Source organism: Microbulbifer weihaiensis, from assembly GCF_048323715.1.
In the GTDB taxonomy this organism is placed as follows: Bacteria; Pseudomonadota; Gammaproteobacteria; order Pseudomonadales; family Cellvibrionaceae; genus Microbulbifer.
Genome location: NZ_JBLWFL010000005.1, coordinates 351,992 through 373,637, shown reverse-complemented (window position 1 = coordinate 373,637; position 21,646 = coordinate 351,992). Strand labels below are relative to the sequence as shown.

Here is a 21,646-nt window from a genome sequence, read left to right as displayed (position 1 = left end):
CGCCGTCAGGCGGCAAAACCTGTCGCTGCCATGTATGTAAAGCAATAAGCGCGCCGACGCGCGTTTAATGCGAGGTAACCGGGGTACAGGGGGAATGATTGCGTGAACTTTGGGTCTCACCTGTCGCCTGTATCCACTTGAGAGAGCATTCGAACTGGCATGCATATTCATATTTTAGGTATCTGTGGCACCTTTATGGGCAGCCTGGCGCAGTTGGCCGTCGCCGAAGGCCACAAGGTCACAGGCTCAGATGCCAACGTATACCCCCCGATGAGCACCCAGCTGGAGCGCGCGGGGATAGTCCTGACGGAAGGTTACGATCCGGCGCAGCTGGAGCCGGCGCCAGACCTGGTGATCATTGGCAATGCGCTGTCGCGGGGAAATCCGGCGGTGGAGGCGGTGCTGGAGAAAGGGCTGCCGTATACGTCCGGGGCCCAGTGGCTGTGCGACCACTTCCTGGGCGGTCGCTGGGTGCTGGCGGTATCCGGTACCCATGGTAAAACCACCACCGCGAGCATGCTGGCCTGGGTGCTGGATTACGCCGGTATGGATCCGGGCTTCCTGATCGGCGGCGTGCCACAAAATTTCGATGTCTCTGCCCGCCTTGGCGGCACGCCATTCTTTGTGGTGGAGGCCGATGAGTACGATACCGCTTTTTTCGACAAGCGCTCCAAGTTCGTCCACTACCGCCCGCGTACCCTGATCATCAATAACCTGGAATTCGACCACGCAGACATATTTGATGACCTGGCCGCAATCCAGAAACAGTTCCACCATCTGGTGCGCACTGTGCCCGGCGGTGGCCTGATCGTTGCCGCGCAGGAAGACGCTGTGACCCAGGTGCTGGAAAAAGGCTGCTGGAGTGAGGTTCAGCGCTTCGCCGCCGAAGACGCCGACGGTGTGCGCCTTGGGGACTGGTGCGCGATCAACATAGCCGCGGACGGCAGCCGCTTTGACGTGCAACTGGAAGGACAGGTTGTCGCTCATGTGGATTGGCAGCAGACCGGCCTGCACAGTGTGAAAAATGGCCTTGCGGTCATTGCCGCGGCGCGCCATGTGGGTGTGGAGCCTGCGACCACCGCGGAAGCGCTGGGCAAGTTCGGTGGGGTGAAGCGGCGTATGGAGTGCCTGGGAGATATTCAGGGTATTCGAGTTTACGACGATTTCGCCCACCATCCCACCGCGATCGAAACCACGCTCAACGGCCTGCGGGCGAAAGTGGGGAACGAACGGGTCATCGCATTGATTGAACCGCGCTCCAATACCATGCGTATGGGGCACCACCAGGGCCTGCTTGCCCGCGCCTGCAGCGGCGCGGATCTGGTGCTGTGGTATCAGCCCGAGGGGATGAACTGGTCGCTGGATGAAGTGGTTCACCACTCCACGGTACCAGCGAAGGTTATCCACAGCATCGACGCTGCGGTAGAATCCGTCATCGAACTGTCTGGCCCCGGCAGTCACGTGATCGTGATGAGCAACGGCGGTTTTGGTGGTGTACACCAGCGGCTGATCAGCGCGCTGGAACAGAAATACGGTAAATAGCCCCTCGGGTTGGGGCGGATACGGATACCTCTTTGGCTGAGCCGATTTTTCACAAAACAGTCACCCTCGCCATAACCGGCGCCTCGGGTGCCCAGTACGGACTGCGCTTGCTCCAGTGCCTGCTGGCCGCCCGGGTGCGGGTATGGTTGCTGCTTTCCGATGCAGCGCGGGTGGTGATTGATACCGAGACTGAACTGACACTGCCGGAAGGTGATGCGCAGACCGCGTCTTTTCTCGCGGAACTCTACGGCGCAGAGCCTGGTCAATTGACCCTGTTTGGCAAGCGGGACTGGTTCTCGCCGGTAGCTTCCGGTACCGGGGCGGCCAGCAGCCTGGTGATCTGCCCCGCGAGTGGCGGTACCCTGTCGGCCATAGCTTACGGGGCCTCCAACAACCTGATCGAGCGTGCGGCCGATGTGGCCCTGAAAGAGCGCCGTCAGCTGATACTGGTGCCGAGAGAAGCGCCTTACTCAGAAATACACCTGGAAAACATGCTCAAACTGACCCGTATGGGGGCAGTGGTGCTGCCAGCGAGCCCGGGCTTTTACCAAAAGCCACAGACCGTTGAGGATCTGGTGGACTTTGTGGTTGCGCGGATTCTCAGTCAGCTGGATGTTGAGCAGACACTTCTCCCCGCCTGGGGCCAGAGTTGAGACTTAATCCTGTTACGGGAGGGGTGTGATGGATAAAACCGTCACCATTCACTATTGCGTCCAGTGCAACTGGATGCTGCGTGCCACCTGGATGGCTCAGGAACTGCTGTACACCTTCGCTGAAGATCTGGATCAGGTTGCCCTGAAGCCCGGCAGCGGCGGGGTGTTTGAAATCCGTGTCGGCGGCCAGTTGATCTGGGAGCGCAAGCGCGACGGTGGATTTCCGGGGCCAAAAGAACTGAAACAGAAAGTGCGCGATGTGCTGTTCCCGGAGCGGGATCTCGGACACATCGACAAGTAACTGCGCTGTTTAATCAATCATTTTCTAACGACAAGCGAACTCATTATGTTGTTGGGCTTAAAGACCTGGTACGAAAAACTGGTGCTCGGACATCCGAAAACCGTATTGCTGCTGGTGGCACTGCTCACCGTTGCGGCTGCTGCGGGGCTGCCGCGTTTCAAGCTGGACGCGTCGGCGGACTCCCTGACCCTGGAGACAGATGACTCGCTGGATTTTTTCCGCGAGATTTCCGAGCGCTATAACTCCGGCGATTTCCTTGTGGTGACCTATCGCTACAAGAATGGCGACCTGTTCAGTGATGAATCCCTGGCGACCATGCGTCGCCTGCAGGATGAGCTGGCGATGGTGAACGGTGTGAGTGGCGTTCAGTCGATATTGAATGTGCCGCTGCTGTACAGCCCAAAACTGTCCATCAACGAAGTTGCAGACGGTATCCGTACCCTGTCATCCCCCGGCGTGGATCGGGATCTGGCCCGCAAGGAATTTCTCGAAAGCCCGATTTACAAAGACCTGATCCTGAGTCCGAATGGCGAGACCACCGCCATGATGCTCAACCTTGAGCTGGACAAGAAAGGCCTGGATCTGGTGCGCGAGCGGGATGGCCTGCGTCGTAAGCGCAATGAGGAGGGCCTCACTGCGGAGGAGACGCAACGCCTGGAAGCCGTTTCCGCCGAATACCTTGAGCACCGCACCGCCGGTGAAGAAGCGGCGCGTGCACGGGTGACGGAAGTCCGGGAGATCCTGGCGCATTATGACGGGAGTGCGGAGCTGTTCCTCGGCGGCCTGACCATGATTACTTCCGACATGATCGCCTTTATCCAGAGTGACCTGGCGGTATTCGGCGCGGGCATCCTGGCGTTCATCGTAGTGACTTTGCTGCTGATCTTCCGCCAGGCGCGCTGGGTGTTCCTGCCGCTGACTACCTGTGTGACCACAGCGGTGATGATGCTCGGCCTGTTGAGCTGGCTCGACTGGCGGCTCACCGTAATCTCCGCGAACTTCGTGGCCCTGCTCCTGATCATCACCCTGGCCGTTACCATCCACCTGGCGGTGCGCTATCGCGAGTACTTCGCCGAGCATCCAGAGTGGGATCGCTTCCAACTGGCATCGGCCACCGTGTCTTTTATGGCCAAGCCCTGTCTGTATACCGGGTTGACCACCATGGTGGCCTTTATGTCGCTGGTGGTGAGTGGCATTCGTCCGGTAATCGACTTCGGCTGGATGATGACCATGGGTGTGACCCTGGCTCTGGTGCTCTCGTTCCTGATCATTCCCGCGAGCCTCATGGTGCTGAGAAAGCGTGATGGTGGATTGGGTGAGGATAATTCCCACGCGTTCACCCAGGTGTTTTCCCGCTTTGCGGAAAACCGTAAGGGAGTCGTGCTGGGTGTCTCTGTTCTGGCGGCGGTAATCAGCGTTGTGGGAATTACCCGGCTGAAAGTGGAAAACCGTTTTATCGACTATTTCGATGATTCCACAGAGATCTACCAGGGTATGTTGGTTATTGACCAGCGACTCGGCGGCACCATTAATCTCGATGTGGTATTGAACAAGCCTGAACAGTCGGCGCCGGCGTTCGAGGGCGAAGAGGATCCGTTTGGCGCGGACTTCGGTGGCGACGAGGCCGATGATGAGGCCGCGGAAGCCGATGCGTATGCGGAGGAAGACCCGTTTGCCTCTGACGACCCGTTTGCGGCCGGTGGCGGCGCATCCGAGAGTGAAGATGCGTATTGGTTTACCGTTGCCGGACTGAACCAGGTAGAGAAACTGCACGACTTCCTCGAGGCGCAGCCGGAAATCGGCAAGGTGCAGTCACTGGCCACCCTGTACAAGGTGGCGCGCGACCTGAACGACGGTGGCCTGAATGATTTCGAACTGGCGGTTGCCCGCCAGAGCCTGCCGGAGGAAATCAACCAGGTCCTGGTACATCCTTACTGGTCACCGGAGCAGCAACAGGCCCGTATTACCATGCGCGTCATGGAAACGGATCCGAACCTGCGCCGGGATGAATTGATCCAGCGTATCTATGCCTTTGCTGAAACCGAGATGGGAATGGCGGCGGAAGACGTGCGCCAGACCGGCATGCTGGTGCTGTACAACAACATGCTGCAGAGCCTGTTCAAGTCACAGATCCTGACGCTTGGCGCGGTGTTTGCGGGCATTCTGGTGATGTTCCTGGTGTTGTTCCGCTCCCTGTCCCTGGCGATCATTGCGCTGGTGCCGAACATGCTGGCGGCCTGTGTGGTGCTTGGCGGTATGGGGCTGGCCAATATTCCGCTGGATATGATGACCATCACGATTGCCGCAATCACGGTCGGCATCGGTGTGGATCACGCCATCCACTACCTGTACCGTTTTCGCGAGGAGTTCGAGAAGGACGGCGATTACCTGGCGACCATGCATCGCAGTCATGCCACCATCGGCCGCGCCATGTTCTACACCGCGATCACCATCATCGCCGGGTTCTCGATTCTGGCACTGTCCAAGTTTGTGCCATCGATTTACTTCGGACTGCTGACGGCGCTCGCGATGACGGCGGCACTTTTGGGATCTCTTACCCTGTTGCCCTTGTTGCTGGTGCTGTTCAAGCCGCTGCCGAAGCCGGTGGCAAGCGTGCAGCAGGGAAGGGAGCCCGTAGTGGCTGAGGATACGGAAACCTGCGTGAGCTGATTGCTTTGTAGCCGTACCCCGGTGGTTTACGGCAGTCGTCAGCACTGCCGCAGTCACCTTACCCTTGTCGGGCCCGCAATTGGTTTTGCGGGCCCGATTTTGTTTGGGCCCTGGGGAATGAGGATGATGTGTCCGCAGCTAATCAAACCTCGCCGGTCATGAAGCAGAAAGGCAAAGTGGCGATTCTGATACCCGGGATTTTCGACCGGGGGAGATCCATGCACCGCCTTCAGGGAGCCCTGAAGGCGGAAGGTTTTAGCGCCCACTATATTCGCCTGACCCCCGTGAGCGCCTGGCACGGGCTGGAGCCCCTGGCGCAGCAGCTCGGGGAATTGGTCGAGACTGTGACCGAGCAGGGAAGTACCTGTGCACTGGTGGGGTTCAGCATGGGCGGGATTGTGGCCCGCTATTACCTGCAGAAAATGGGCGGGACTGAGCACGTGCACAAATTTGTTTCTCTCTCGAGTCCGCACTTTGGCAGCTTCTGGGCGAATTTCCTGCCGTATAAAGGCGGCCGGCAGCTGCGTATTGGCAGTGCGTTTCTTTCCGATCTGAACCGGGAGTTAGCAGACCTGGAAAGCACCTCACCCACCTCAATCTGGACACCCTACGATTTCACCATCTTGCCCCACACGAGTTCCTGTCTGCCGCTGGGGCAGACCTATCAGGTGCCGGTTAGCCTGCATCGCTGGGTGCCACTGGACAAAAAGGTCATTGAGCTTGTGACAACGGAATTGAAGTCGGCGATTTAAGCGTTGGTTGCGCCTGTGATACTGCGCACGGGGCTAGGCGGGAAAGGAAGAACTCAGCAAAATAAAAAACCGGAGCCCGTTGGCCCCGGTTTTCTATTCAGCACGGTGGATAAAAATATCCCGTGCAACAGCTGCAGGTGTTTTCTTACAGCGATTGCAGCTGCTTGCGCACGCTGGCCAGCTTCACACACAGGACAAAGACTGACATCGCGGTATCCAGTTCTTCCAGCGGCGGGAAGCTGGGCGCGATTCGGATGTTCACGTCTTCAGGATCCTTGCCATAGGGAAAAGTCGCACCGGCGGGAGTCAGTTTTACCCCGGCTTCGGCCGACAGGCGCACGACTTCTGCAGCGCAGCCCGGGCGTGTATTGAAGGAAACGAAGTAACCACCTTCCGGGGATTCCCACTGACCCAGATCGGAGTCGGAGAAATTCTTGTCCAGGTGCTCGAGCACACAGGCAAATTTCGGCCGCAGGATGTCTGCGTGCTTGCGCATGTGCTCTTTCAGCTGGCTCAATTCCGGGAACAGACGCGCGTGGCGCAGCTGGTTCACTTTGTCAGGGCCGATGGTCATGGCTGACATCTGCTGCTTCAGGGAAGCGAGGTTGGCCGGGCTGGCACTGACGAACGATACCCCGGCACCGGCGTGGGTCACTTTGGACGTGGACGAAAACTGGAGGACAGAGTCCGCAGTTTCGTTGCTCAATGCCGCGTCGCGAATATTCGACAGTTTTACCTGCTGGTCGAGGTCGTGAATGGCGTAGGCGTTGTCCCAGAAAATTCGGAAGCCGGGGTTGGCGAATTTGCCAAGCTGGGCCAGGCGATCCACGGTCTCGGCACTGTAGGTAACCCCGGTGGGGTTGGAGAACTTGGGTACGCACCACAGGCCGATGATTTGGTCATCTTCGCGGATCTTCTGCTCGACAATGTCCATGTCCGGGCCGATCGCCGTCATGGGAACAGTTTCCAGGGCAATACCCAGTTGCTCACAGATCGCAAAGTGGCGGTCGTAGCCTGGCACCGGGCACAGGAACTTCGGCGCGGTCATGTTTTTCCAGGGCTGATTGCCGGCAAAGCCAAACAGGTAGCCGGTCAATACGGCGTAATACATCAGCGTGAGTGAGCTGTTGCCGCCGGCGAGCACTTCTTCAAACGGTACCTGCAGGATGTCTGCACCCAGCTCGCGGGCGGCAGCAATACCTTCGAGGCCGCCATAGTTGCGCGTATCCGTGCCGTCGGGGGCGCGGTAATCACCGTTCAGAATCCCGTCCAGGTTGTCGGAGAGGTTGAGCTGGTCGGCGGAGGGTTTGCCGCGGGTAATGTCCAGGCTGAGGTTGTGCTGGCAAATGCGCTGGTATTGTTGCTCCAGTTCCTTTTCCCACTGTTGCAGCTGTTCGCGTTGGGCAGTCTCGATACGCACGGATCTTCCTCTTACAGGCATTAAGTGAACGGGTGAAAAATTTCGAGCCGGGAGCTTATCAGCAGCAGGCGGACGGCGTCATGTTTTGTGTGATTTTTTTGCGAAAATAGACTGAAAAAACAGGGGTTTTGCAGGAATAAATGTTGCAAGTGTAACGATTGCCCGTTTGCTTTCCAAAGGGGTGTGTCCGCCCAGGCTTAGATAGTCACCAACAGCTATTCAGCCTCGTTGGCAAGTGCGCGAAAGTCTGCCGCGTATTCCTGCAGGGTGGCCTGTAAGTGTTGGCGCTGTTCTGGGGTGGCGCTGAGAGCTATCTGTTCCGCGAGGGCCATGGCCTGGGCGCGGAGCTGCTCGTGCATTTTGCGGTAGTCTTCGGCCCACAGGGATTGCGGATTGATCACCAGCTCCCGGATTCTCTGTTGGTAGCCCGTTGGCTTGGTGCGAAGCGTCTCGATAAATGCCTTTGACCAGCGCTGGCGCTGCCCATCGCGCAGCTTTGGGTCAAACGTGCTGGTAGCTACCTGCTGGTCGATTATTGCTTCCTGTTCCGAGGTAAGATCACCCAGCCAGCGCTCGGTTTGTTTGCGGAATTCCTTTTCCCGTTTCTTTTGTGCTTTATCCCACTTCTTGAGTGACTTTTCCCGCTCCTCTTGTATGTTTTCCTCCAGCTGGTCTATTTGCTGCTCGCTCAGGGTGTAGACCAGTGGCAACAGCAGATCGCTCAGCATGATTACTGAATTGTCCCAGTACTCATCTACCTGCTTCTCGATGCGCTTGAGTCTTGCCGGTATATGGCTGGTGTCCTTTACCTCGGTGGCAAGCTGTTCGAAAAAATCGGCGTAGCGTGGCAGTTGGGTCTGGCGGTGCCAGCGGTGGAAGTCATCGACCCGTTGTTGCAGGAGGTCTTTCTGTGCGCCCTCGAGCTCAAGGTAGCTGTTTATTTTGCGATCCATCCACCAGTCGAGGTGGCCGTAGACCAGGCGAACACTGGAGCAGCCCGAGGACAGGAGGATTAACAGCACCGCGCCGAGCAAAAATACACGCCAATACAGTCGAGTCGGGCAAGACTGCAAGGTTAGGTTGAAAGCGGTGCCGCGTGCCGTGTCCATGTATACGATTGCCGATGCGCTATGTGTATCGATCAATATAGCTATCGCCACGCCCTTTCGTCGGGCGAGTGCCGTATCAGAGCATATTTGGACTCAGTTGATCCAGACCTCGACACGGCTGTTTTTTACCGGCCCCTGCATGCGATCCGCGGTGAGAGGCGCGAAGGCACCCAGTGCCAGCACCCTGGTGTCGCCGAGTTCGTGATCGCGCAGCAGTGCCCCCTGCACCTTCAGTGCGCGAAAGCGGGAGATCAGATCCGCGATATTGCTGTTTGATTTCTGGTCCGAAAAACCGACCAGTGTCAGGGAAAGATTTCCGTCCTCCTGTTCCTGCATAAAGTGTTGCAGGCGGCGCAGATCCCGCAGCGCGCGGTTATCCAGTTCCGTACTGCCGTTCGCGAAGCGGAATGAGATGCTTAACCGCGAAGCCCGGGCCATAAGTTGTCGATACTCTTCCGGCGCATTGCTGTAAGGCGCAAGCTGCAGCGCTTTCGGGGTCAGGTTAATGAAACCGACCTTTTCCACGTCACTCTGGCCATGGTGCGATTCAACGAAGTGGATAAAAGCATCCACTTCGGGAAGATACCGGCTGGGGTTTTTGTAAAGATAAAGGCGGCGTGTCAGGGGAAAGTCTTCAGTGGCGACGATACCTCGATCGGGGACGACTGCGGCCAGCTGGCCGGCGCTGACCGCCACCTTGTGTACGCCCTCGGCATCGGCGAAGGGCAGGTACCCGATAGCGGCGGGGTCCTGCAATACGTGCTGTCGTGTTTCGGCGTTGCCACTCACCTCGGTCGCCGGGCCTCGAGCGGGAAGGTCGGCGCCGAAAACCTCGCCGTCGAAGGTCGCGCGGGTGCCGGACTGGCTGTCCCTGTGCAGAGGACGTATAGGCAGGTCATGCCCGCCGAGCTCCCGCCAGTTGCGGATTTCCCCCCGGTAAATTTGCGCGAGTTGCGCCAGGGACAGCTGAGAGACCGGGTTGTCTTTGTGCACGGCCACAACCAGGGCATCCAGCCCGATTACGTGCTCGGCCTGTGCACCGGAGAGGTCGCCGAAACGCCGAAGTGCGGCAAGTTCAGAATCCTTGATTTTCCGTGATGCCATGGCGATATCGGCTGTTCCCGCATCCAGTGCCTGGAACCCCGTGCTGGAACCAAGCGCTACGATTGGAACCACAACCGTCCTTCCGTTAAGGCGGGCCGTTACCCAGTGCTGCTCATGGGCGCTGCGCTGCTGGATTGCCGTCGCGCCTTTTTGCTGCAGGTAACTGGCAACGAGGCGCGGCGCCAGCTCGGCGCCAATCGTATTGGAGCCGGTCAGGCGGAAAAGAACCTGTGATGCGCTTTCTGTGATTGGCGGGAGGGTACTCGTTGAGTTGTCGGCAACCAGTAGGGTCGAAAAGAGATAAAGTAGAACCCCCGAAATCGATGTAATTGGCCGGTAGGGGCGTGATCGAGCGCTGGCGACAGCCATGTTAGTTCCTTCTTGTGCCTTCTTATCGTGAATGCCTGAGATACGGGTTGCTGTGGAATCCGGTTATGCTCAGGGCGGCGCGCGCGCTTTATCGCAGAAAATTGTGACGAAGTTATTGCGATGTGGTTGAACTGATCGCGATTGTGCGGCGTCTCAGGAGCTTGGTGGGCGTGTCTATGAGCGGGTGCCGGACCGCATAGCAGAAGTCAAAGTGTGTTGATGGCGCGAATAACGTCATAATGTGAGATATTTTTTAAAAAAAGGGCATGACAACGCTGTCATTTGTCCTGTAGTATTTCTCACATATTGGCGCAGGATCAATGCGTGCCGACTGGATGTCCTGGGGAGCAGGTTTGCTGGCGGGGACTCAGTGGCGATAAATAACAATAGAAATCTTAGGGGCCGGTACAAATGGTTGCTTTGAGAGATTGCAAAGACATTCTTTATGTTGGTGTCGATGGGGGGGGCAGTAAATGCCGTGCCTCCATATATGACGCTAGCAACCGCCTGCTGGGAACCGGAGTCTCCGGACCCGCGAACCCCCTTCACGGCTATGCCCAGACTATTGATTCGATTGTGCGCTCGGCCGCGCTCGCGGTGGCCGACGCGGGTTTGCCCGCAGAAACCATCGGCGAACTCGTCGCCGGTGTCGGTCTTGCGGGCGTCAACATGCCTCGTCTCTATAATGAAATGAGTGCCTGGGCGCACCCCTTCAAGCAAATGTTCCTGACTACGGATCAGCATTCTGCCTGTCTCGGTGCCCATCGTGGCGGTGACGGCGCGGTCATTATTGCCGGTACCGGATCGGTTGGTTACGCCTGGGTGGATGGTCGCAGTGTGATTGTCGGGGGGCATGGATTCCCGCATGGCGACAAAGGCAGTGGTGCCTGGCTGGGGATGGAAGCGGTGAAGTACCTGTTGATGGCTATGGAAGGGCTGGCTCAGGACTCTGAATTGCGCCAGCAACTACAGGCTTCCCTGGGCACGGATGACCCCTATGACGTAATTGAGATGATGGCCGGCAAACCGTCTAGTCAGTACGCGAAGCTGGCTGTGCCGGTGGTTGAGTGTGCAGAGGCCAACGATCCTGTCGCTGTCTCGATAATGCGCGATGGTGCGGCATATATCAGTGATCTCGCAGATAAGTTGATGGAAAGCAAGCCTCCTCGCCTGGCCATGATCGGCGGGCTGGCACCACGCCTGAAGCCCTGGCTGAAGCCTCATGTGGCAGAGCGGGTTTCCGATCCATTGGATCCGCCGGAGCTGGGGTGCGTCTACTTTGCACAGCACTCACTGGCAGCACTTGCCAGCAGTGAGTCAGGCAAAGCTGAAGATGCTGATGCAAAAGCGCTCTTTGGATAAGCGCGCACTACCGATACAACACACAGAAGATACGGACAGAATTTATGAGCGCAGTGACTCCCGCTGAGGCGAACAAGGTGGATGCTTCTATGGCTATGACTGTTATGGAAACCGAGGCCCGCGAGGCCCCCCAGCGTATTGCCGAGCAGCTCGAGAGCAATGCCGGCATCATGGCAGAGCTTGGAGAGCGCCTGCGCAACAAGCCGCCGCGTTTCGTCATGATTGTGGGGCGTGGCTCTTCTGACCACGCGGGTGTCTTTGCCAAGTATCTGATTGAGATCGAAACCGGTACTCCGACGTTTGCCGCGGCACCGTCCGTGTCCAGCGTGTACGGCAAGAAGCTGAAGCTGGAAGACGCTCTGGTCATCGTGATTTCCCAGTCTGGCCGCAGCCCGGACATCCTGGCCCAGGCACAGATGGCGAAAGATGCCGGTGCCTATACCGTGGCGCTGGTGAACGATGAGTCTGCCCCGATCGGTGATATCGTCGACCTGATGGTTCCCCTGAAGGCGGGTCCGGAACTGGCGGTAGCGGCGACCAAGAGCTACCTGGCGACCCTGGCGGCAGTGTTGCAGCTGGTGGCCAACTGGACCGAAAACGACGAGCTCAAGGCCGCGGTAAAAGCACTGCCGGAAACTCTGTCCGCCTCCGTAAATTCCGATGTGCAGCTGCGCCCGGAAGATCTGGCAGCAGTGAAAAACCTGGTGGTCCTGGGACGCGGTCCCGGCTACGGCATTACCCGTGAGCTGGCCCTGAAGCTTAAGGAAGTCTGCAATATTCATGCGGAATCGTTTTCCAGCGCAGAATTCCTGCACGGCCCGGTAACCTTGGTCGAGCAGAAACTCACCGTAGTGAACGTACCGATTGAAGATGAATCTTTCGCGGCTCACAGCGAGCAGATCGCCGACATCATCCGTCGCGGTGGCACCCTGATCAATCTGCATGTGCCGAGCAAGGGCGTTCACCCGCGTGTGGCACCGCTGGCTCTGTTGCAGCGCTTCTATATCGATGTGGCGCATGTGGCCGTTAGCCGCGGTATCAACCCGGACGAGCCGGCTGGTCTGAAGAAAGTAACTCAGACCGTTTAAGTTACCAGCGGAAGTAGATTCGGAGCGGGCAAGTGGCTCAGACGTATATTGCAGAGAAGTTATTCGACGGCGAACAGCTGCACCGGGATGTGTCGCTGACGGTCGAAGACGGCAAGGTTGTCGCGCTTGGCAAGGATGCCGGTGCGGACGCAATACGTCTGCGTGGCCTGCTGGCTCCGGGCCTGATTGATATTCAGGTGAATGGCGGCGGCGGGGCACTGTTCAACAACGATCCTACCGTCAATGCGCTGTGCAGGATGTCCGCTGCGCACGCTCAGTACGGCACCACCGGCTTTATGCCGACGTTGATTACTGACGAAGTTGCAGTGATGCAGAAAGCCGCGGACGCGGTAAGTGCGGCCATCAAGGAGGGTGTGCCCGGGGTCATTGGGGTGCATTTCGAGGGGCCGCATCTGAGCAAGCCGAAAAAAGGCACACACGAAGAAAAGTTTATTCGTCCACTCAGTGAAGAAGAGTTGGCGATCTATGCCCGGGACGATCTGGGTTTGAAAATGGTTACCCTCGCGCCGGAAAACGTAGCGCCAGAGGATATCCAGAAGCTTGTATCCCTCGGGGTTAAAGTCTGTCTGGGGCACTCCAATGCAGATGGTGCTACAGCTGCTGCCGCGGTGGCAGCTGGGGCGACGGGCTTTACGCACCTGTACAATGCCATGTCGCCGCTGCATTCGCGCGACCCGGGTATGGTGGGTACAGCACTGATTAGTGATAACTGCTGGTGTGGCCTGATTGCCGATGGTCACCATGTCAGCGCTGAAGCGATGACCCTGGCGCTGAAAGCGAAGCCACGCGGCAAGGTCGTGCTGGTGACAGATGCCATGTCACTGGTGGGGAGTGAAGAGAAGAGCTTCCCGCTGTTTGACCGGGTTGTTACTCGCGAGGGGGATAAGTTGACCTCGACCACCGGTGAGCTGGCCGGTTCCCATCTCGACATGATTGGGGCTGTGCGCAATATCCGCGACTGGTGTGGGGTGGAGTTGGGGGAAGCACTACGCATGGCAGCGCTGTACCCGGCGCAGTTCCTGGGGGCCGAAGGTGGCCGAATTGCAGAGGGGCTGCAGGCCGACCTGATTTTGATCGATGACGAACTCCAGGTGCAGAACACCTGGATAGCAGGGCAGGAAGTCTTTGCGGGCAAAGCTGCCCCGTGAAGGCCAGTGCTTAATAACAGTGGTGCTAACTCTTTAACTAAGGCCGCCACGATAGCCAGAAACTGGCAATACGATAATAAAAGGTGAAACTATGAATACCGCAGTCATAAGTCAGAGTGAGACGCGCAGCAGCGTTTTGCCGATGACAATTATCGGTTTACTGTTTTTCATTTTCGGGTTTGTGACCTGGTTGAACGGCGCTTTGATCCCGTTCCTGCAAACCATCTGTGAGCTGAGTGCCTTCGAGGCAATGCTCGTTGCTTCCGCCTTTTATATTGCCTATACCGTCATGGCATTGCCCATGGCTGCAATTATCGAGCGTACTGGCTACAAAACCGGTATGGCTATTGGTCTTGCGCTGGTCGCCGTTGGTGCGTTGATTTTTATCCCTGCGGCTTATAGTCGTATGTTCGGAATATTTCTGCTGGCGCAATTTGTCGTCGGCTCTGGTCTTACCATCCTGCAGACCGCATCTAACCCCTATGTCGTAAAGGTTGGTTCTCCGGATACTGCGGCCGTACGTATCTGCATCATGGGTCTGCTGAACAAAGGTGCCGGTATCGTGGCACCGCTGGTGTTCGCGGCGGTAGTGATGTCTGGTATCAGCGGTGTATCTGATGCGGAGCTGGCTGCGCTCGGCACGGCGGCAAGAGATGCCAAGCTCGACGAGCTGGCGGGCCAGCTGGTAACCCCTTACATCGGCATGGCGATTCTGGGTGTAGTGCTGGCTGTGGCGATGATGTTTGCACCGCTGCCAGATATCGAAGACGAAGTGCTTGAAGGTCAGGAAGATGCAGCGGTAACCCTGTTTGGCCTGAAGCAATTCCCGCAGTTGGTATTGGGTTCTATTGCATTGTTCTTCTACGTTGGTGTGGAAGTGATTGCGGGTGATGCTATCGGCCTGCTGGGTAAGCAGGCCGGGCTGGACACCTCGGTTGCTTCCCAGCTGACATCATACACCATGACGTTCATGGTGCTGGGATACATCTACGGTACTGTCGCCATCCCGCGCTTTATCAGCCAGCAGACCGCTCTGCTCATCTCCGCCATCCTCGGTATTGTATTTACCGTCCTGGTGATGACCGGTTCACTGGAAAGCAACGTGCTGTCCGCTGCGACCCTGGCGGTATTCGGCCTGCCGGAAATTCCGAATGCGGTTTACTTTGTTGCGATGCTCGGGTTTGCCAATGCCATGTGCTGGCCGGCGATTTGGCCGCTGGCCCTAGAAGGCCTGGGTAAATTCACCTCCAAAGGTGCCGCGCTGCTGATCATGGGTATCTCTGGTGGCGCAGTATTACCGCCGCTGTATGGACACTTCGCCGATACCGGCGACGGTCAGGCGGCCTACATCATTGCGATCCCGGCTTACCTGTTCATCCTGTTTTACGCTCTGAAAGGGCACAAGATGCGCAGCTGGAAGTAATCCAGCTGCCATCCAGTCAGTCAGTTTGTGTTTTTATGGATAGTTGTTGAAAACGGATTTTCATTTTCTCTCTTTGGTTCTCGTCATCTTTGCCCTCCTTGTGAGGGCTTTTTTTTGCCTGCAGAAAGCGAGTCCGTTTCGAGTGACTGGTAGTTCTTGTTGCGGCTAGTTTACTGGGGCGTCGCCGCTGGAGTCGCGGACCAGGAGCTCTGGGACAAACTTCTTGATGATGCCGGCATCCTTGTTGGCCGCACCACTTTCGGAGCTGCTCTTGCTGCGTGCCTTGTTGAGTACCAGGGCAGCCGCGCATTTCGCAATTTCACTGTTTGGCTGGTGAGCGGTTGTGAGTTTCGGCCAGGTTTGGCGGGAGAAGGGGCTATCTTCGAACCCGACGATAGAGAGCTGTTGTGGGATCTCTACGTGCATCAGGCGTGCTGCGAAGAGTGCACCCGCGGCCATTTCATCGTTGCTGGCAAAAATAGCGGTGGGCGGCGTGTCCAGTCCCAAAAGCGCTTTTGCCCCGGCCACGCCGGAATCAAAGGAATACTCGCCGGGGATGATCAGGCCGGGATCAATGGATATGCCCGCCTGGCGCAGCGCATCCTTGTAGCCTTCGAGGCGGCCGTGGGTCGACACGTGCTCCTCGCCGCCACACAGGAATCCAATGCGGCGGTGGCCGTGCTCGATAAGGTGTTTGGTGATGTCAAAGGCTGCGCCGCTGTCATCTACCTGAATGCAGTTGTCTTCATCCCCCTCGGCTGCGCCGCTGGAGACGATACGGACGTAATCCAATCCCAGCTTTTTGACTTCATCAATGACAGATTGGGTCTCGGAAAATGGGGGGGTAAGTACCACGCCGGCGACCTTGGAATGCTCAACCAGTGCGCGAAGCTCGTCGTTGACGGTATCTGATTTGGAGTTGCTGGGATGAATCAGCAGCTCATATCCGCGCGCCTTGCAGGTTTCGAGAATGCCGTTTTGCATATCGATGATGTAGTAAGCGTTTGGGTTGTCGTAGATCAGGGCAATGGTATAGCTGCGGGTGCCCGCCAGGTTGCGTGCGGCCAGATTCGGCTGGTAGTGCAGTTCATTTACCGCGTCCATGACCTTCTTGCGCGTAGCGGGACGAACGGACGGTTCATTATTGATTACGCGGGAGACGGTCTTGATGGATACGCCGGCTCTCGCGGCGACGTCATTTATTGTACTTTTCATTTTCGGCGCGGATTCCTTGTCTAACCCAGGCTGCCAGTTTACCCGCTTGGTCACTTTCCGACGATGGGTTTCTGGCCGCTTCCACTCCATTTGCTGCAAAAGCGGGATGTTTATCCATCTGGAACGCGCCTTCCTGAACTTTTCATCTCTATCAGTTTCGTGCGCAATTTGGAGAAAAACTACAAGCTCGATTGACAGCTGCGGGTAACTGTGTGAATCTCGCACCTATATGACAGCGTTGTCATTTAGTTTGGTCGGCATACCCCGACGTGTGGCGGCAGGCGCGATAAGAATAACCGGCGCCAGGGATTAGCACTCTGGTGCCCGACTCAGGGGCTTCACATGAATATCACCCAATCTTCAATTTGGCAGGCTTTGCAGTCCCAGGCTCAGGCAATGAAGCAGCGTCAATTGCGCGAGCTGTTTGCAGAAGATCCTCAGAGGGCGGCGCATTTTTCCCTCGAATTACCGCATTTTCTGCTCGATTTCTCGAAGAATCAGCTCGATCGAGACATCTTGTCGAACCTGGTACAACTGGCCCGCGAGACCGATGTTGAGGGTTGGCGGGCAGATATGTTTGCAGGTGCGCCGATTAACGCTACTGAAGGGCGTCCTGTGCTGCACCCGGCCCTTCGGGGGGGAATGCCGGATGATGTAGCGTTCGAAAACACCTCGGTAAAGGATGCCGTAGCGGGTGAATTGCAGCGCTTGAAAGAGTTTGTAGTTTTACTACATAATGGCGACCTGGTCGGCTACAGCGGTAAACGGATTACGGATGTGGTCAATCTCGGCGTTGGCGGTTCCCACTTGGGGCCGCAAATGGCCATCGAAGCGCTGCGTGCCCACCGGAAGGGCGATGTCGCAGTGCACTTTGTTTCCAACGTGGATGGAGCCCAGCTCAAGGATGTGCTGGTTGGCTTGGATGCCGAATCGACGATGTTTGTTGTTTCGTCGAAAACTTTTACCACCAGCGAAACCATGACAAATGCGCGCAGCGCACTGGCGTGGTTGCAGGACGCAAGCGGGTTGGATGCCGCTCAATTGCTGAGTCAGCAGTTTGTGGCGGTTACAGCGAGCCCCGATCGAGCAGAGAGGTTTGGAGTTCTGCCCGAGCGGGTGTTTCGCTTTTGGGATTGGGTTGGTGGCCGCTTTTCACTCTGGTCGGCCATCGGCCTGCCGATAGCGATTGCCTGTGGGTTTGAGAATTTTCGTGCGTTGCTGGACGGCGCTGCAGGCATGGATCTGCACTTCCGCGAGGCGGAGCTGGAAAGTAACGCACCGGTCATTATGGCTCTGCTGAGCACCTGGTATTGCACTTTTATGGGGTATCCGGCGCACGCGGTTCTGCCATATGAGCAGGCGTTGCATATGCTCCCCGCCTATTTGCAGCAGGCGGATATGGAGAGTAACGGCAAATCCACCACGCGCGATGGGCGCCAGGTGGACTATGCCACGGGGCCGTTGATCTGGGGGCAGACGGGTATTAATGGGCAGCATGCCTTCTATCAATATCTGCACCAGAGCCCGGAAGTAGTACCTGCCGACTTTATCGGCAGTGTGGCGCCGGGGCACGACCTTAAAGGTCATCACGAAATTCTGATGGCCAATATGCTGGCCCAAAGTCAGGCGCTGATGAATGGTGTCAGTGCCGAAGAGGTAGGGCGGGAGCTCGCGGCCAAGGGGTTGGGTGGAGCTGAAATAAAGCGGCTGACGCCGTTCAAAGTGCACAGAGGTGGGAAGCCCAGTACCACAATACTCTTGAAAGAGCTGAGCCCCCGTTCACTCGGAGCATTGATTGCACTCTATGAGCACAAAATATTTGTTCAGGGCGTGATACTGCAGATTTTTTCCTTCGATCAGTGGGGCGTGGAGCTCGGTAAGGGACTCGCCGCAGGATTGGAGCCCAAGCTGGCCAGCGGGGATCTTCGCAGTGAAGACGGATCCACCGCACAGCTGATCGAATTTTACCGCCGGGTCACGGCGGGCGAAGCAAAGGCTGGATCGGAGCCGGCTAAGGCTGAGGCGTAAGCGCGCCAGAGCTGGCGCGCAGGCTCTGCTGGCGCGCTTACTGGGCGGATACAAAACAAAGAGTTGAGAAATGGCAAAACGTAACGTGGTAGACAGCCGGATACAGGCAGTAACTGAGCGCATTATCGAGCGCAGTGCCGAGACTCGGGCAAAGTACCTGGCCCAGGTTGAGCGTGCGCAGGGGAAGGGGCGCGCGCGTCACAAATTGTCCTGTGGCAACCTGGCCCATGCCATGGCCGCCTCCAGTGATCACGACAAAAACCTGATCGCTTCCGGCCAGGGCCCGAACCTGGCGATTGTCACTTCCTACAATGACATGCTCTCGGCGCACCAGCCGTACGGCACATACCCCGATATGCTTAAGGCCGAAGCGGCGCGCAACGGCGCTACCGCTCAGGTCGCTGGTGGCGTGCCCGCAATGTGTGACGGTGTCACCCAGGGGCAGCCGGGTATGGAGCTGTCGCTCTTTTCCCGTGACGTAATCGCAATGGCGACCGCAATCTCTCTGTCGCACGATATGTTCGATGGCAGCCTGTACCTCGGCATCTGCGACAAGATCGTCCCCGGCCTGGTGATCGGGGCGCTGTCATTCGGGCATTTGCCAGCCATGTTTGTGCCGGCGGGCCCGATGCCCACCGGTCTCGCCAATGCTGAAAAAGTGCGTGTGCGTCAGCTCTATGCAGAAGGCAAGGTGGGGCGCAAGGAACTGCTGGCGGCGGAAAGCGCGTCTTACCACAGTGCCGGAACCTGCACTTTTTACGGTACTGCCAATAGCAACCAGATGCTGGTTGAAATCATGGGCTTGCAATTGCCTGGCAGCTCCTTTGTCAACCCGGGTACCGAGTTGCGCGAAGCGCTGAATGCGGCCGCAGTAAAGCAGCTGGTACACAATACCGAGCCCAGTCAGTACACCCCGATCGCTAAAATCCTCACCGAAAAGGCGTTCGTCAACGGCATCGTCGGGCTGCACGCAACTGGTGGCTCAACCAACCACACTATGCACCTGTTGGCGATGGCGCGCGCCGCGGGCATCCTGATCACCTGGCAGGATATGGCGGATCTGTCGAAGATCGTACCTCTGATGTGCCATGTCTATCCGAATGGTACTGCCGACATCAACCATTTTGCCGCGGCAGGCGGTATGCAGTTCCTGATTCGCGAGCTTCTCGGTGCGGGCATGCTGCACGGTGATGTCTCCACTGTACTGGGTGATTCGGGCCTTGAGCCTTACACCTACGACCCCTTCCTGAATGAAGACAAAGACGGCGTCGTCTGGCGCCCGACGGCGGAGGAGTCTGGAAATCCCGACATTATTCGCCCGGCGAGCGATCCTTTCTCCAGCCACGGCGGTTTGCAGCTCCTTACCGGCAACCTGGGCAACAGCGTCATCAAGGTTTCCGCGCTGAAAGCGCCGCAGCTCAAAGTCAAAGCCCCGGCTGTGGTGTTTAACAACCAGGATGACATGCTGGCGGCATTCAAGGCCGGCGAGCTGGAAAAAGATTTTGTTGCTGTTGTGCGCTTCCAGGGGCCCCAGGCCAATGGTATGCCGGAGCTCCACAAACTGACGCCGTCTCTCGGAGTGCTGCAGGACAGAGGCTTCAAAGTTGCGCTGATTACCGATGGCCGTATGTCTGGCGCGTCCGGGAAAGTGCCGGCGGCTATTCACCTGTCACCGGAAGCCGTTGAGGGTGGTCCTATTGCGAAGATTCAGGATGGCGACATTATCGAGCTGGACTCTGAAGCCGGCATCCTGAAAGTTCATGTAAGTGATGAAGAGCTGGCGGCGCGACCGCTGGCGGAATGCGACCTGTCCGAAAATGCGATTGGCATGGGGCGGGATCTGTTTACTAATATGCGCGCCCTTGCTAGCGGTGCGGAAACCGGTGCAAGCATTCTTTTTTAAGTGAATTCAGCGCGGGCCATGTGCCCGCGCTTACTGTTTAAGAGCAGGACACAATGGCTAATTCATTCGACATGGTACTGTTTGGTGGCGGCGGCGATCTGTCGTTGCGCAAACTGATCCCCGCGCTGTATCGCGCATTCATCGAAGGTGGTCTCGCCAAGGGAACGCGGATCTTTCCGGTATGTCGCCGCCAGGAAGATGCGGATGTGTACATCAAAACGGCACAGCAAGCGCTGAAAACACACTTGCGTGACGGCGAGTACAACGACAAAAGCTGGAAAGAGTTCAGCCCGATGCTGCGGGCGGTTGCGCTGGATATCTCCAAGCCCGATGAGCAGTGGGATGCTTTGGTTGACCTGCTGGGAAATGACACTGCGCGCACGCGACTGTTCTACCTCGCCATTCCGCCGGCAGTTTTCGGCCCCTGTTGTGAAAACCTTTCCGTTAAGGGACTGATCCACGAAAACTCCCGTGTCGTGGTGGAAAAGCCCCTGGGCTATAACGCCAAGACCTCCGATGAGATCAATAGCAAGATCGCGGAATATTTCCCGGAAGAAAGCATTTTCCGCATCGATCATTACCTGGGTAAGGAAACCGTTCAGAACCTGCTGGCACTGCGTTTCAGCAATGTACTGTTCGAGCACCTGTGGGATGCCAAATCGATTGACCATATCCAGATCAGTATTTCCGAAACGGTGGGATTGGAAGGTCGCGCTGGCTTCTACGACGACACCGGTGCCCTGCGCGATATGGTTCAAAACCATCTGCTGCAGCTGCTATGCCTGATTGCAATGGAATCGCCGAACAGCATGTCTGCGCGCAATATTCGCTCGGAAAAGATCAAGGTGCTGGAGGCCCTGCGCCCGCTGACCGGCAACAAAGTCGACCAGAACATTGTCCGCGGCCAGTACGTGGCGGGAGGATTGGGCAAAGAGCTGGTTCCCGGCTACCTCGAAGAGCTGAAAGCCTCGAACAGTACTACCGAGACGTTTGTTGCGATCCGCGCGCATATTGATAACTGGCGCTGGACTGGTGTGCCTTTCTATCTGCGCACCGGTAAGCGTATGGAAAAGCGCTGTGCGGAAATTGTCATTCAGTACAAGAAAGTATCCCACCGGGTTTATCAGCCAGAAGCGGGCGATGTGCTGCCTAATCGCCTGGTGATTCGCCTGCAGCCGGAAGAGAGCATCAAGTTGGTGCTGATGGCAAAGAAAATGGACAGTCTCACGATGGAGCTGCAGCCGGTGGAGTTGAACCTGACTCTTTCCGATACCTACGACAGCTTCAAAAGTGACGCCTACAAGCGCCTGATGCTGGATGCCGCAGACAACAATTCCGCGCTGTTTATTCACCGTGAAGAAGTGGCGGCGGCCTGGGCATGGGTCGACCCTATCATCGACCACTGGCGTGAAACCAATAACCAGCCGCAGTTGTACCGCGCGGGTACCTGGGGGCCGCAGGCTTCCAATCAGCTGCTCGCTGAAAATGGCCACCACTGGTTCAATCCCTGACCGAGCATAGCGGTCCCAACCAATATA

Annotated in this window: 17 protein-coding genes; 12 read left to right on the top strand and 5 right to left on the bottom strand. The window is 57.4% G+C overall.

Annotated elements, in window-relative coordinates; all coding sequences use genetic code 11:
• Positions 1 to 159: 159 nt before the first annotated feature.
• The 5 genes from mpl to ACNKU7_RS07900 all read left to right on the top strand — a co-directional run bounded on the left by mpl (position 160) and on the right by ACNKU7_RS07900 (position 5,918).
• The gene (gene mpl, locus ACNKU7_RS07920; protein ID WP_418296427.1) at positions 160 to 1,542 is read left to right on the top strand and encodes a UDP-N-acetylmuramate:L-alanyl-gamma-D-glutamyl-meso-diaminopimelate ligase; all 1,383 of its coding nucleotides are present in this window, start codon (positions 160 to 162) and stop codon (positions 1,540 to 1,542) included.
• Between the two features lie 32 nt (positions 1,543 to 1,574).
• On the top strand, positions 1,575 to 2,195 hold the full coding sequence (locus ACNKU7_RS07915) for a flavin prenyltransferase UbiX (protein ID WP_418296426.1): 621 nt from the start codon (positions 1,575 to 1,577) through the stop codon (positions 2,193 to 2,195).
• Between the two features lie 28 nt (positions 2,196 to 2,223).
• Entirely contained in the window at positions 2,224 to 2,496 is a 273-nt protein-coding gene (locus ACNKU7_RS07910) for an Rdx family protein (RefSeq protein ID WP_418296425.1), read from the top strand.
• Between the two features lie 45 nt (positions 2,497 to 2,541).
• Positions 2,542 to 5,166, top strand: coding sequence for an efflux RND transporter permease subunit (locus ACNKU7_RS07905; protein ID WP_418296424.1), 2,625 nt, complete (start codon positions 2,542 to 2,544; stop codon positions 5,164 to 5,166).
• 128 nt (positions 5,167 to 5,294) lie between these two features.
• A complete protein-coding gene (locus ACNKU7_RS07900; RefSeq protein WP_418296423.1) occupies positions 5,295 to 5,918 on the top strand; it encodes a lipase family alpha/beta hydrolase in 624 nt (207 codons plus the stop codon).
• 145 nt (positions 5,919 to 6,063) lie between these two features.
• Here ACNKU7_RS07900 and ACNKU7_RS07895 read toward each other — a convergent pair whose 3' ends face one another.
• From ACNKU7_RS07895 to ACNKU7_RS07885, 3 genes are all read right to left on the bottom strand, one after another.
• Positions 6,064 to 7,338 carry an aspartate aminotransferase type Ic gene (locus ACNKU7_RS07895; protein ID WP_418296422.1) on the bottom strand — a complete coding sequence of 425 codons (1,275 nt, stop codon included), beginning with the start codon at positions 7,336 to 7,338 and terminating at the stop codon, positions 6,064 to 6,066.
• Between the two features lie 215 nt (positions 7,339 to 7,553).
• The gene (locus ACNKU7_RS07890) at positions 7,554 to 8,447 is read right to left on the bottom strand and encodes a DUF6279 family lipoprotein (RefSeq protein ID WP_418296421.1); all 894 of its coding nucleotides are present in this window, start codon (positions 8,445 to 8,447) and stop codon (positions 7,554 to 7,556) included.
• Positions 8,448 to 8,540: 93 nt separating this feature from the next.
• Positions 8,541 to 9,920, bottom strand: coding sequence for a phosphate ABC transporter substrate-binding protein (locus ACNKU7_RS07885; RefSeq protein ID WP_418296420.1), 1,380 nt, complete (start codon positions 9,918 to 9,920; stop codon positions 8,541 to 8,543).
• Between the two features lie 411 nt (positions 9,921 to 10,331).
• Between ACNKU7_RS07885 and nagK the strand changes: the two genes are divergently transcribed.
• The 4 genes from nagK to ACNKU7_RS07865 all read left to right on the top strand — a co-directional run bounded on the left by nagK (position 10,332) and on the right by ACNKU7_RS07865 (position 14,962).
• Positions 10,332 to 11,282 (top strand): N-acetylglucosamine kinase, encoded by a 951-nt coding sequence (gene nagK, locus ACNKU7_RS07880; protein WP_418296419.1) that lies wholly within the window; start codon positions 10,332 to 10,334, stop codon positions 11,280 to 11,282.
• A gap of 89 nt (positions 11,283 to 11,371) precedes the next feature.
• Positions 11,372 to 12,370 (top strand): glucosamine-6-phosphate deaminase NagB-II, encoded by a 999-nt coding sequence (nagB-II, locus tag ACNKU7_RS07875; RefSeq protein WP_418296418.1) that lies wholly within the window; start codon positions 11,372 to 11,374, stop codon positions 12,368 to 12,370.
• 32 nt (positions 12,371 to 12,402) lie between these two features.
• Positions 12,403 to 13,539 (top strand): N-acetylglucosamine-6-phosphate deacetylase, encoded by a 1,137-nt coding sequence (nagA, locus tag ACNKU7_RS07870; protein WP_418296417.1) that lies wholly within the window; start codon positions 12,403 to 12,405, stop codon positions 13,537 to 13,539.
• 91 nt (positions 13,540 to 13,630) lie between these two features.
• Entirely contained in the window at positions 13,631 to 14,962 is a 1,332-nt protein-coding gene (locus ACNKU7_RS07865; protein ID WP_418296416.1) for a sugar MFS transporter, read from the top strand.
• Positions 14,963 to 15,127: 165 nt separating this feature from the next.
• Here ACNKU7_RS07865 and ACNKU7_RS07860 read toward each other — a convergent pair whose 3' ends face one another.
• Together ACNKU7_RS07860 and ACNKU7_RS07855 are read right to left on the bottom strand one after the other, a co-directional pair.
• A complete protein-coding gene (locus ACNKU7_RS07860; RefSeq protein ID WP_418296415.1) occupies positions 15,128 to 16,177 on the bottom strand; it encodes a LacI family DNA-binding transcriptional regulator in 1,050 nt (349 codons plus the stop codon).
• Complete coding sequence (locus ACNKU7_RS07855; protein ID WP_418296414.1) at positions 16,158 to 16,295, bottom strand: hypothetical protein; 138 nt, start codon at positions 16,293 to 16,295, stop codon at positions 16,158 to 16,160. Before ACNKU7_RS07855 ends, ACNKU7_RS07860 begins: the two co-directional genes overlap by 20 nt.
• A gap of 224 nt (positions 16,296 to 16,519) precedes the next feature.
• On the opposite strand from ACNKU7_RS07855, the gene pgi reads away from it, so the two are divergent.
• The 3 genes from pgi to zwf all read left to right on the top strand — a co-directional run bounded on the left by pgi (position 16,520) and on the right by zwf (position 21,619).
• On the top strand, positions 16,520 to 18,205 hold the full coding sequence (pgi, locus tag ACNKU7_RS07850) for a glucose-6-phosphate isomerase (protein ID WP_418296413.1): 1,686 nt from the start codon (positions 16,520 to 16,522) through the stop codon (positions 18,203 to 18,205).
• 70 nt (positions 18,206 to 18,275) lie between these two features.
• Entirely contained in the window at positions 18,276 to 20,108 is a 1,833-nt protein-coding gene (gene edd / locus ACNKU7_RS07845) for a phosphogluconate dehydratase (RefSeq protein ID WP_418296412.1), read from the top strand.
• Between the two features lie 53 nt (positions 20,109 to 20,161).
• Positions 20,162 to 21,619: a glucose-6-phosphate dehydrogenase gene (zwf, locus tag ACNKU7_RS07840; protein WP_418296411.1), complete on the top strand. Its 1,458-nt coding sequence runs from the start codon at positions 20,162 to 20,164 to the stop codon at positions 21,617 to 21,619.
• Positions 21,620 to 21,646: the final 27 nt, after the last annotated feature.